At 71.5% G+C, this 11,326-nt stretch carries 9 protein-coding genes; 2 read left to right on the top strand and 7 right to left on the bottom strand.

What is annotated here, in order from left to right:
• Positions 1-97: 97 nt before the first annotated feature.
• Positions 98-2,311: an NADP-dependent isocitrate dehydrogenase gene (locus ABZE72_RS12785; protein ID WP_372729420.1), complete on the bottom strand. Its 2,214-nt coding sequence runs from the start codon at positions 2,309-2,311 to the stop codon at positions 98-100.
• 107 nt (positions 2,312-2,418) lie between these two features.
• On the bottom strand, positions 2,419-3,168 hold the full coding sequence (locus tag ABZE72_RS12780; protein WP_372729419.1) for a hypothetical protein: 750 nt from the start codon (positions 3,166-3,168) through the stop codon (positions 2,419-2,421).
• Between the two features lie 162 nt (positions 3,169-3,330).
• On the opposite strand from ABZE72_RS12780, the gene ABZE72_RS12775 reads away from it, so the two are divergent.
• Positions 3,331-4,320, top strand: a complete 990-nt coding sequence (locus ABZE72_RS12775) for a malate dehydrogenase (protein WP_372729418.1) — start codon at positions 3,331-3,333, stop codon at positions 4,318-4,320.
• 81 nt (positions 4,321-4,401) lie between these two features.
• Here the strand turns inward: ABZE72_RS12775 and ABZE72_RS12770 are convergent, their stop codons facing one another.
• The 5 genes from ABZE72_RS12770 to ABZE72_RS12750 are packed head-to-tail and all read right to left on the bottom strand — an operon-like array spanning position 4,402 to position 9,166.
• Positions 4,402-4,746, bottom strand: a complete 345-nt coding sequence (locus tag ABZE72_RS12770; RefSeq protein ID WP_372729417.1) for a DUF3017 domain-containing protein — start codon at positions 4,744-4,746, stop codon at positions 4,402-4,404.
• Position 4,747: 1 nt separating this feature from the next.
• Positions 4,748-5,614 carry a bifunctional methylenetetrahydrofolate dehydrogenase/methenyltetrahydrofolate cyclohydrolase gene (locus tag ABZE72_RS12765; RefSeq protein WP_372729416.1) on the bottom strand — a complete coding sequence of 289 codons (867 nt, stop codon included), beginning with the start codon at positions 5,612-5,614 and terminating at the stop codon, positions 4,748-4,750.
• Positions 5,615-5,637: 23 nt separating this feature from the next.
• On the bottom strand, positions 5,638-7,218 hold the full coding sequence (gene purH, locus ABZE72_RS12760) for a bifunctional phosphoribosylaminoimidazolecarboxamide formyltransferase/IMP cyclohydrolase (protein WP_372729415.1): 1,581 nt from the start codon (positions 7,216-7,218) through the stop codon (positions 5,638-5,640).
• Positions 7,215-7,835: a phosphoribosylglycinamide formyltransferase gene (gene purN / locus ABZE72_RS12755; RefSeq protein ID WP_372729414.1), complete on the bottom strand. Its 621-nt coding sequence runs from the start codon at positions 7,833-7,835 to the stop codon at positions 7,215-7,217. The genes purH and purN overlap by 4 nt, the downstream gene beginning before the upstream one ends.
• 53 nt (positions 7,836-7,888) lie before the next feature.
• Positions 7,889-9,166, bottom strand: a complete 1,278-nt coding sequence (locus tag ABZE72_RS12750; protein ID WP_372729413.1) for a DUF6350 family protein — start codon at positions 9,164-9,166, stop codon at positions 7,889-7,891.
• Positions 9,167-9,257: 91 nt separating this feature from the next.
• Between ABZE72_RS12750 and ABZE72_RS12745 the strand changes: the two genes are divergently transcribed.
• The gene (locus ABZE72_RS12745; protein ID WP_372729412.1) at positions 9,258-11,120 is read left to right on the top strand and encodes a hypothetical protein; all 1,863 of its coding nucleotides are present in this window, start codon (positions 9,258-9,260) and stop codon (positions 11,118-11,120) included.
• Positions 11,121-11,326: the final 206 nt, after the last annotated feature.

Below are 11,326 nucleotides of genomic sequence, written 5' to 3'. Positions count from 1 at the left end.
GCAACCGAAAGTGACGGGTCGGCGGTGCTGGCACAACCACAAGTGGCAGGTCAGCGGGCTTGCGCCAACCACAAGTGGCAGGTCAGCGGGCTTGCGGTCAGCCCAGGGAGGTGAGGGCCTCGTTCAGGGTGGTCGAGGGACGCATGACCTTCTCGGCGAGGGCGTCGTCGGGACGGTAGTAGCCACCGATCTCGGCCGGAGCGCCCTGGACCGCATTCAGCTCGGCCACGATCTTCTCCTCGTCGGCGGCCAGCCGCTCGGCGAACTCCTTGAAGTCGGCCGCCAGCTCGGCGTCCTCCGACTGCGCGGCCAGCTCCTGGGCCCAGTACAGCGCCAGGTAGAAGTGCGAGCCACGGTTGTCGATCCCGCCGATCCGACGCGTCGGGGACTTGTCCTGCTCCAGGAACGTGCCCGTCACACGGTCCAGCGTGTCGCCCAGCACCTTGGCGCGCTTGTTGTCCGCGTACCCCGCGAGGTGCTCGAACGACGCGGCCAGCGCGAAGAACTCACCCAGGCTGTCCCAGCGCAGGTAGTTCTCCTTGACCAGCTGCTGCACGTGCTTGGGCGCCGACCCACCGGCGCCGGTCTCGAAGAGGCCACCGCCGTTCATCAGCGGTACGACGGACAGCATCTTCGCCGAGGTGCCCAGCTCCAGGATCGGGAACAGGTCGGTGTTGTAGTCGCGCAGCACGTTCCCGGTCACCGAGATGGTGTCCTCGCCGCGGCGGATCCGCTCGAGCGAGTACGCCGTCGCGTCGGCCGGCGCCATGATCTCGATGGTCAGACCGTCGGTGTCGTGGTCGGCCAGGTACTCGTTGACCTTGGCGATCAGGTTGGCGTCGTGCGCCCGGTTCTCGTCCAGCCAGAAGACGGCCGGCGAGCCGGTGGCCCGGGCACGGGTGACGGCGAGCTTGACCCAGTCGCGGATCGGCTCGTCCTTGGTCTGGCAGGCGCGCCAGATGTCGCCGGGCTCGACGTCGTGCTGGATCAGCACGTCGCCGGCCTGGTTGACCACACGCACCTGGCCTGCGGCCGGCACCTCGAACGTCTTGTCGTGCGAGCCGTACTCCTCGGCCGCCTTGGCCATCAGGCCGACGTTCGGGACCGACCCCATGGTGGCCGGGTCGAACGCGCCGTTGCGGCGGCAGTCCTCGATGGTGGTCTGGTAGACGCCCGCGTAGCTGGAGTCCGGGATCACCGCGAGGGTGTCGGCCTCCTCGCCGTCCGGGCCCCACATGTGGCCGGAGGTGCGGATCATCGCCGGCATCGAGGCGTCGATGATGACGTCGGAGGGCACGTGCAGGTTGGTGAGGCCCTTGTCGGAGTCCACCATCGCCATCGCCGGGCCGTCGGCCAGACCCTGCTCGATCGCGGCCTTGATCGCGTCACCCTCGGGCAGCTCGGCAACTGCGCCCAGCAGGGCGCCCAGGCCGTCGTTCGGCGAGATCCCCGCGGCGGCCAGCTGCTCGCCGTACTGCTCGAACAGGGTCGGGAAGAAGGCCTGGACGACGTGCCCGAAGATGATCGGGTCGGAGACCTTCATCATCGTGGCCTTGAGGTGCACCGAGAAGAGCACGTCCTCGGCCTTGGCCCGGGCGATCTGCTCGGTGAGGAAACGGCGCAGGGCCGCGACGTTCATGAACGTGCCGTCCACGACCTCACCGGCGAGCACCGGCACGGACTCCTTCAGCACGGTGGTCGTGCCGTCGACGGCGACGTGCTCGATCCGGAGCGTGTCGTCGGCCTCGATGACCACCGACTTCTCGTTCGAGAAGAAGTCGTCCTTGCCCATGGTGGCGACGTTGGTCTTCGAGTCGCTGCTCCAGGCACCCATCCGGTGCGGGTGCGCCTTGGCGTAGTTCTTCACCGACGCCGGCGCGCGACGGTCGGAGTTGCCCTCGCGCAGGACCGGGTTGACCGCGGAGCCCTTGACCTTGTCGTAGCGGGCGCGGACCTCGCGGTCCTCGTCGGTCTGCGGGTTCTCCGGGTAGTTCGGGAGGTCGTAGCCCTGCTCCTGCAACTCCTTGATCGCGGCCTTGAGCTGCGGGATCGAGGCGGAGATGTTGGGCAGCTTGATGATGTTGGCCTCGGGCTTCTTGGCCAGCTCACCCAGCTCGGCGAGGGCGTCGTCGATGCGCTGGTCCTCGGTGAGCCGCTCGGGGAACAGGGCGATGATCCGACCGGCCAGGGAGATGTCGCGGGTCTCGACCTCCACGCCGGCCTTGGCCGCGTAGGCCTGGATGATCGGCAGGAAGGAGTACGTCGCGAGCAGCGGCGCCTCGTCCGTGTGCGTGTAGATGATCTTGGCCATGGGTTCGGCGACTCCTGAGCAGTGGGGAAAGTTCCTTGACGTCAAGATACCTGAACGTCAGTGCTCGCTCAGCCTCGCACCCGGCCGACGCCGCGGCAACGGTCTGTTCACTCCTCGGGGCGGCTCACGTGGAGCAGCTCCCGGTGACCCTCGCCACCGCCGACCGTCTCGCGGTAGACCAGGCCCACCCCGCGGGCGTAGTACGCACGCACGATGACGCCCGGCTCGAGGGGCGTCGTGTCCTGGGTCTCCAGCAGATCGGTGAACGCGCCGGCGAAGACCGTGCGGACCTCGGTGAGCGACAGCACGGTCGCGCGGCCCTCGGCGACCCCGGCGAGGTACTCCTGCTGGAAGCCGTCCCCCAGCCGGGGCGTGGCAGGCATCACCAGCCCGGCCTCGGCGCCGTCGCTGCCGGCCTCCCAGCTGCCCGAGGTGTCGGCCGCACCGTCGTCGTACGTCGTGGTCTGCTCGCCGAAGTACCAGACGTTGCCGTCGCGGTCCTGGGCGAACCAGTCGTGAGTGTCCTCGACGACAGCCCCGTCGGCGTCGGTGACGACGTCGTGCACCACGGTCGTCCGGACGCCGGCCACCACCCGGGTCTCGTCGGTCACGGTCACCACCACCGTGCTCGGCGCCTCGTCGCCCTGGGACTCCTCGTAGGTCCAGACCGTGCCGGGCTCGAGCGGGAACCAGGGGTTGTCCACCCGTTCGACGAAGTCGTCGGGGTCGGGCGAGGGCGTGGGGATCTGGAGCCCGTCCACACCGGAAGGATCGCTGACGGGCGGCTCCCCCACGCACCCACCCACGGCAAGGAGCAGGGCGAGGCAGGCGGCGGCCCGAACCACCGTGGCTGTCATGGGCGCCAGCATCTCGCACCCGACCGACCGGGGTCACCAGCGACCCACCGAGGGGACTCTCCGTTTTGGGTCCCACCGGGAGAACCCTCCGTCGTCGTACCCCGTCCGCGCTGCTAGCGTCGCCTGCGGATCAATCCGCCTTTTTGTCGACAAGGAGTCGTCGTGAGCCCTACTCCCCTCAAGGTGGCCGTCACCGGCGCAGCCGGCCAGATCGGCTACAGCCTTCTCTTCCGCCTCGCCAGCGGCGCGCTGCTGGGCACCGACCGCCCGATCGAGCTGCGCCTGCTGGAGATCACCCCGGCGCTGAAGGCGCTCGAGGGTGTCGTCATGGAGCTCGACGACTGCGCCTTCCCGACGCTGGCCGGCGTCGAGATCGGTGACGACGCCACCACGATCTTCGACGGCGTCAACCTCGCCCTGCTCGTCGGCGCTCGTCCGCGCGGCCCGGGCATGGAGCGCGGTGACCTGCTCTCCGCCAACGGCGCGATCTTCACCGCTCAGGGCAAGGCGCTCAACGAGGTCGCCGCCGACGACGTCCGCATCGGCGTCACCGGGAACCCGGCCAACACCAACGCGCTGATCGCGATGACCAACGCCCCCGACATCCCGCGCGAGCGGTTCTCGGCGCTGACCCGGCTCGACCACAACCGGGCCATCTCGCAGCTGGCCGCGAAGACCGGCGCCTCGGTGACCGACATCAAGAAGATGACGATCTGGGGCAACCACTCCGCGACCCAGTACCCCGACCTGTTCCACGCCGAGATCGGTGGCCGCAACGCCGCCGAGGTCGTCGACGACCAGGCCTGGATCGAGAACGACTTCATCCCCACCGTCGCCAAGCGTGGCGCGGCGATCATCGAGGCGCGTGGGTCGTCCTCTGCGGCCTCGGCCGCCTCCGCGACCATCGACGCCGCCCGCGACTGGCTGACGGGCTCGGCGGAGAACGACTGGGTCTCGATGGCCGTCGTCTCCGACGGGTCGTACGGCGTACCCGAGGGCCTGATCTCGTCGTTCCCGGTGACCACCAAGAACGGTGACTGGGAGATCGTCCAGGGCCTCGAGATCGACGACTTCTCCCGCGCCCGCATCGACGCCTCGACCGCCGAGCTGGCCGAGGAGCGCACCGCCGTGACCGAGCTCGGTCTCATCTGACCCACGCTCGACCGACACCGGCCCGCCCGAGATTCTCGGGCGGGCCGGTGTCATGTCAGGGACAGGACGGCGTGAGGCAGGTCAGAGGCGCTGGTTGGGGATCGTGCTGGCAAGGAAGAAGAGCACCGCGCCGACACCCCCGAGCAGCACGGCATCCACGACGCGGTGGCGTACGGCGAGCATCCCGGCGTCCCGCGCGCGCAGCACCAGCCGGACCCCGGCGGCCGCGATCAGCGAACCGCCGATCCAGCGGACCCCGTGCCGCCACTGCCCCCAGGTGACCACCGCGATCCCGATGAAGGTGCCGGCCAGCACCAGCAGGTAGAACAGCCCGCCGATCGTCGAGGGGTAGCGACGCCCGAGCTCCTCGGGCTCGCCGCCCTCGGCCTCGACCTCGCTCTCACTCGCCTCCGGCTGCTCGCTCACGTCAGGCCAGTGTGTTCTCGGTCAGTGCCTTCTCGGCCATCGCGACGATGTTGCTGAGCAGCATGGCGCGAGTCATCGGGCCGACCCCTCCGGGGTTGGGCGAGACCCAGCCCGCCACCTCCCAGACGTCCTCGGCGACATCCCCGGCGAGCTTTCCGTCGACACGGGAGACGCCCACGTCGAGCACCGCCGCCCCCTGCTTGACCATGTCCGCGGTGATGATCCCGGGGACCCCGGCGGCCGCGACCACGATGTCCGCTGTACGCACGTGTGCGGCCAGGTCGCGGGTGCCGGTGTGGCACAGCGTGACGGTGGCGTTCTCGGAGCGACGGGTCAGCAACAGTCCGAGTGGGCGGCCGACGGTGACCCCGCGACCGACCACGACGACCTCCGCGCCCGCGATGCCGACGCCGTGACGGCGCAGCAGCTCGACGATCCCGTACGGCGTGCACGGCAGCGGGGCCTCGTTGCCCAGGACCAGCCAGCCGAGGTTGGTCGGGTGCAGTCCGTCGGCGTCCTTGGCCGGGTCGATCAGGCCCAGCACGCGATTCTCGTCGCGACCCTTCGGCAGGGGCAGCTGCACGATGTAGCCGGTGCAGCTCGGGTCGGCGTTCAGCTCGGCGACCGCCGCCTCGATCTCCGACTGGCTGGCCTCGGCGGGCAGGTCGACCCGGATCGACTCGATGCCGACCTCGGCGCAGTCCTTGTGCTTGCCGTTGACGTACCACCGCGAACCGGGGTCGTCACCGACCAGCACCGTGCCCAGACCGGGGACGACGCCACGCTCCTTGAGCGCTGCCACCCGGACGGTCAGCTCGTCCTTGATCGCGGCGGCGGTGGCGGTTCCGTCGAGCTTCTGTGCAGTCATGGCAGTCATCCTGTCCCGGGGTCTCAGTGGGCGAAGTGCCGGGTGCCGGTGAAGTACATGGTCACCCCGGCCGCCCGGGCCGCCTCGATGGTGAGCTCGTCGCGCACCGAACCACCCGGCTGGACGATCGCCGCGACACCGGCGTCGATCAGGATCTGGGGGCCGTCCTCGAAGGGGAAGAACGCGTCCGAGGCCGCCACCGAACCGCTGGCCCGCTCGCCGGCCCGCTGGACCGCGAGCTTGCAGGAGTCGACCCGGTTGACCTGACCCATCCCGACACCGACCGAGGCACCGTCCTTGGCCAGCAGGATCGCGTTGGACTTGGCGGAGCGGCAGGCGGTCCACGCGAACGCGAGGTCGGCGAGCAACTCGGCCGAGGCGGGCTCGCCGGTGGCGAGCGTCCAGTTGGACGGGTCGTCGCCCTCGGCGTCGACCAGGTCGCGCTGCTGCAGGAGCAGACCCCCCGAGATCGGGCGCAGCTCGACGCCACCGCGGGTGAGCGGAGCGCACTCGAGCAGCCGGATGTTCTTCTTGGCGGTCAGGATCTCGACCGCGCCGTCCTCGTAGCCGGGCGCCACGACGACCTCGGTGAAGACCTCGGCCACCTGCCGGGCCATCTCGACCGAGACCGGGACGTTCGTGGCGATCACGCCGCCGAAGGCCGACACCGGGTCGCACTCGTGCGCCCGGCGGTGCGCCTCGGCCACGTCCGCGCCGACCGCGATGCCGCACGGGTTGGCGTGCTTGATGATCGCAACCGTCGGCTGGTCGAAGTCGTACGCCGCCCGTCGGGCCGCGTCGGCGTCGACGTAGTTGTTGTAGGACATCTCCTTGCCGTGCAGCTGGGTGGCCTGGGCCAGCCCCGGCTCGGGCTGGAAGCCGGCCGCGTAGAGCGCGGCGCCCTGGTGCGGGTTCTCGCCGTAGCGGAGCACGGCGGCCTTGTCCCAGGTGGCGCCGAGCCACGCCGGGAAGCCGGTCTCCTCGGAGGAGTCGGTGAGCACGTTGCCCATCCACGACGCCACGTGCACGTCGTACGTCGCGGTGTGCACGAAGGCCTCGGCCGCCAGGGAGCGGCGCTCGGGCAGCGTGAAGCCGCCGGCCTCGACGGCGGCGAGCACGTCCGGGTAGCGCTCGGGCGAGGTGATGATGGCGACCGAGGGGTGGTTCTTGGCCGCGGCGCGCACCATGGACGGGCCGCCGATGTCGATCTGCTCGACGCAGTCGTCGGGGCTCGCTCCCGAGGCGACGGTCTGCGTGAAGGGGTAGAGGTTGGAGACCACGAGGTCGAACGGCTCCACGCCCAGGTCTTCCAGCTGCGCGACGTGCGAGTCGAGGCGGCGGTCCGCGAGGATGCCGGCGTGCACCTTCGGGTGCAGGGTCTTCACCCGGCCGTCCAGGCATTCGGGAAAGCCGGTGAGCTCCTCCACCTTGGTGACCGGCAGGCCGAGACCCTCGATCAGGGCCGCCGAGCCGCCCGTGGAGACCAGCACCACCCCGGCGTCGTGCAGGCCGCGCACGAGCTCCTCGAGGCCGCTCTTGTCGTAGACCGACACCAGCGCCCGTCGGATCGGGATGCGCGTCGTGGACTCGTCTGCGGTGCTCATTGTCCGAACCGGACCTTCCTGTCGGTGATCGTGAACCCCTCGCGAGCCATCCGGCCCACCGCGTCGACGAGCATCTGTCGCTCGGCGACCTTGATCCGCTCGTGCAGGGTCTCGACGGTGTCGTCGTCCTCGACGGGCACCACCGTCTGGGCCAGGATCGGCCCCGTGTCGACGCCCGAGTCGACGACGAAGAGGGTGGCTCCGGCGACCTTCACGCCGTACTCCAGCGCGTCACCCGCGCCGTTCGTGCCGGGGAACGCCGGCAGCAGCGCCGGGTGGGTGTTGACGAAGCGTCCCCCGAAGCGGGCCAGGAAGGGCTCCCCGACCAGCTTCATGAAACCGGCCGAGACGACCAGGTCGGGCTCGAAGGCGGCGACGGTGTCGGCCAGCGCCTGGTCCCAGTGCTCGCGGGTGGTGAAGTGCCCGACCCTGCGCACGAACGTCGGGACGCCGGCGCGCTCGGCGCGACGCAGCCCCTCGATGTCCTCACGGTCGGCGCCCACGGCGACCACCCGGGCGCCGTACGCGGGGTCGGCGGTGGCGTCGAGCAGCGCCTGGAGATTGGTGCCGGAGCCCGAGACGAGCACGACGAGGCGCGCGGGAGTGGGGATCGGCACGCGCGAAGTCTAACGAGGACCGGCGGCGCCCGGGACCACGCCCGCTGTGGTGGTCAGTGTGGCGACACCGGAACCGCGGCCCGACGGGCAGCACGGCGCTGCCACCAGGTCATCGCCAGGCCGCCGAGCAGTCCGCCGATCCCGAAGGCCGTGATCGCGTGCACCATCGCGTCGAAGGCGAAGGGGCCGACGGTCCGCATCCGACCGGGCCCGACGGCACCCCCGGCCAGCCCGGCCACGATGCCCACCACGACCCCGGCGACGACCCCGGCCACACAGCCGCGCAGTGCACCCATGTCCCAGCGCAGGGTCGGCCGCAGCCGCTGGCTACGGGCGGTCGCCACGGCTGCCACCAGGACCGGCAGGGCCATCAGCCAGGCCGTCCAGGCAGCGGTCGGCCCGGGGTCGGGGAGCCCGGCGAGCAGGGGGAAGAGCGGCAGGGGTCCCAGCACGACCGCCGTCGGCGCCACCAGCGTGTTGGCGCCGACCGCGAAGCCGGGACCGAGCAGGTAGGAGCCGGAGAAGGCGACGGCGTTGGGCAGCACCGCCAGGCTCAGCCCGACGAGCATGATCGTGGCGCCCGCGTCGGCGTGCAACCGGGAGACCATCGTGGCAGCGGCACCGAGATCCGCCGCCACGGCGATGAGGAGGACGACGGCGGCCACCCCGGCGAAGCTGGTCAGGATCCGGCGACAGGTGAGCGCCGTGGCCCGGACCGACTCCGGCACCAGGGACGCCCAGATCGCGGCCCGCCCGGCCCCGATCGCGATCGCCGGGGCCCCGACCAGCAGGCAGAGCGCCAGCGACCAGCCGAGCACCCGGCCGCCGGAGGGGGCCGTCTCGGCGGTGGCGGCAAGTGACGTGGTGACGACGGCGACGACGACGTACCCGGTCGTGAACAGCGAGACGGCCGTCGGCACGGTCCAGTCCCGCTCCCCGTCGCCGATCCGGTCGGCGTCCGGTCCGTGCCCGGAGACCGACTCCCCGACGCGGTGGCCCACGCGCCAGGTCGCCCAGGCGGCCAGGGCGGTCAGCCCGAGCGGGACGGCGGTCACCGCGACGCCGTCGATGCGGACGCCCGCGCCGTGGGCCATCAGCCACCCGAGGGCCCCGACCTGCAGGGCGTCGCTGGGCGTGCCATGGGCACCGGCGTCGGTGAGGAACCAGCCGACCACGGCCAGGGCGAGGCAGACCAGAAGGGTCGAGCCCGCCGCGAAGGCGCCGCCCAGCGTGGTCGCGAGGACCAGCGGACGGCGGTGGCGGGGGTCGGGCTCGACGGCCACCGGTGCGGAGGTCCGGGCGCGTGCCGAGCGGGGTTGCAGCGAAGTCATGACCGATCCATCATCACCCGCTGTCGGGAGCCGTCCGTGGTCCCACGCCGAGTGGCTGTGCCCCTCGCGCCTCGCGTACCGTGGACAGGCCATGAGGAATCCCGACGAGTTCGACGCGTTCTACAAGGACGCCCGGGCCGGACTGCTGCTGCAGACCTTCGCCCTGACCGGGGACATGGGCGCGGCCCGCTCCGCGGTGCGCGACGCCTTCGTCGTGGCCTGGCACCACTGGCGCAAGATCTCCCGGCTCGAGGATCCCGAGGCCTGGGTGCGTCCGCACGCCTGGCGGCACGCCCAGCGTCGGCACACCGCCCGGTTGTGGCACCGGGACAAGACCCTCGAACCGGAGGCCCTGGCCACCCTCGAGGCGCTCGGCAAGCTGACCGTGGCCCAGCGCAAGACCCTGCTGCTGACCCAGCTGACCACCGTCTCGATGGCCGACATGGCGCGCGAGGTCGGGCTCCCCCTGCTCGACGCCGAGCGCGAACTGCAGACCGCGACCGCGCAGTTCGCCGTGCACCGCGACGTTCCCACCACCCACATCCGGCCCCTCTTCGAACCGCTGCGGGCCGAGGCCGAGGCCGCCCGGTGGCCGCGCGCCACGATCATCCGCCGAGCCGGCGCCGCGCGGCGTCGGACCCACACCGGCGTCGGCGCCGCCGCTGCGGTGGCGGCGCTCGTGCTGACCGGATCCCTGGTCACCGACGCCGCCGGGATCCGTCCCCAGCTCGACGGTCGGCCGGCCCTCGGGGTGGCAGCGCCCTCGTCGTCCCCCGCTCCGGTGACGGAGACCCCCGTCGAGCCACCGCGCGACGTGGACGATGCCTCACTGCTCTCCCCCGAACAGGTCACGGCGCGCATCCCGGGCCGTCGCTGGCGGACGGTCGAGACCACGACCAACGTCGAGGGCGACGGCCTCGTGCTGCCCTGCCAGCGGCAGCGGTACGCCGATCCGGCCAGCCGCGGGAGTCTGATCCGCACGCTGCGGGACAAGCCGCGACCGGGCAGTCGCCCGTCCACGGTGCAGCACGCCACGGAGGTCTCCGCCTCACCGAAGGCGGCGAAGGCGACGTACGCCACGACGCTCGGCTGGTACGCCGGCTGCGCGGAGCCCCGGATGCAGCTGCTCTCCACACGCCGCGTCGGTCAGGTCGGCGACGCCGCGATGATGCTCGTGCTGCGCGACTGGAACCGTCCGGTGCGCACGCTGGTGGTGGGGGTCGCTCGCACGGGCAGCCTGACCACCACCGTCGTCACCCGCCGACCCGGCTCCGGCGTACCGGCCTTCCGCAACCACGCCCGGATGCTCGCCTCGGCGGTCAACGGGCTCTGCACCCTCTCCGAGGCGGGCGAGTGCGCGACCAGCCCGACACTGACGGTGGTCCGCCCCCTTCCGGTGGGCGAGGTGCCCGGGATGCTCGCCGAGATCGACCTGCCGCCGGTGACCAACGTGGCCCGGCCCTGGGTGGGCACCGAGCCGCGCAAGGCCGTGGTCAACGTCGCGGCCACGCGTTGCGACGAGGCCGACTTCAGCGGCAAGGAGATGACGAACAACGTCACCCGCTCCTTCCTGATCCCCAAGGCGAAGCTCCCCGTGCAGTTCGGGCTCACCGAGACGGTCGGCTCGCTGCCGGTCGGCAAGGCGCGCGCCTTCGTCGCCAGGGTCCGGGCCCGGATGGCCAGCTGCCCCGACCGGGCGCTGGGCACCGATGTGAGCCGCATCCTGCAGTCGACGTCGAAGCGGCGTGACCTGACGGTGTGGCGGGTCACCACGGAGATCACCGACACCGAGTCGGTCACCTTCCTGATGGGGATCGTGCGCACCGGCACCTCGATCGCCCAGATCGGCTTCGTGCCGGACCGTCGGGTGCAGATGCCGCCCGGTGCGTTCGCGAACCTGGTCGAGCGTGCGGCGGACCGCCTGGTGCGGATGCCCGCGCCCCGCAAGCGCTGAGTTTCCGTTGTAGGGATCCCCGGAGATCCGGGGATCCCTGCGCTTCCAGGCCGTTGCAACCCCCGAGAAGCGCCAGCAAACCCCGGTAAGCACGCCCGAGAACCCACCCCGAGCGACCCCCGAGAACGACGAAGGAGGGCCCCGGCACTCAGGTGCCGGGGCCCTCCTTCGTCAGTCGAGCCCGCCGCAGCGGGACTCAGAGGTTC

Source organism: Nocardioides sp. (genome assembly GCF_041600255.1).
Lineage (GTDB): Bacteria > Actinomycetota > Actinomycetes > Propionibacteriales > Nocardioidaceae > Nocardioides.
The sequence above is the reverse complement of the archived record's forward strand: the minus strand, read 5'-3'. Positions and strand labels throughout refer to the sequence as shown.

Bases quoted from the DNA above. Each gene is read 5' to 3' on its own strand.
- ABZE72_RS12745 (WP_372729412.1), top strand. From the start codon at position 9,258: ATGAGGAATCCCGACGAGTTCGACGCGTTCTACAAGGACGCCCGGGCC.
- purH (WP_372729415.1), bottom strand. From the start codon at position 7,218: ATGAGCACCGCAGACGAGTCCACGACGCGCATCCCGATCCGACGGGCG.
- ABZE72_RS12780 (WP_372729419.1), bottom strand. From the start codon at position 3,168: ATGACAGCCACGGTGGTTCGGGCCGCCGCCTGCCTCGCCCTGCTCCTT.
- ABZE72_RS12785 (WP_372729420.1), bottom strand. From the start codon at position 2,311: ATGGCCAAGATCATCTACACGCACACGGACGAGGCGCCGCTGCTCGCG.
- ABZE72_RS12750 (WP_372729413.1), bottom strand. From the start codon at position 9,166: ATGACTTCGCTGCAACCCCGCTCGGCACGCGCCCGGACCTCCGCACCG.
- ABZE72_RS12765 (WP_372729416.1), bottom strand. From the start codon at position 5,614: ATGACTGCACAGAAGCTCGACGGAACCGCCACCGCCGCCGCGATCAAG.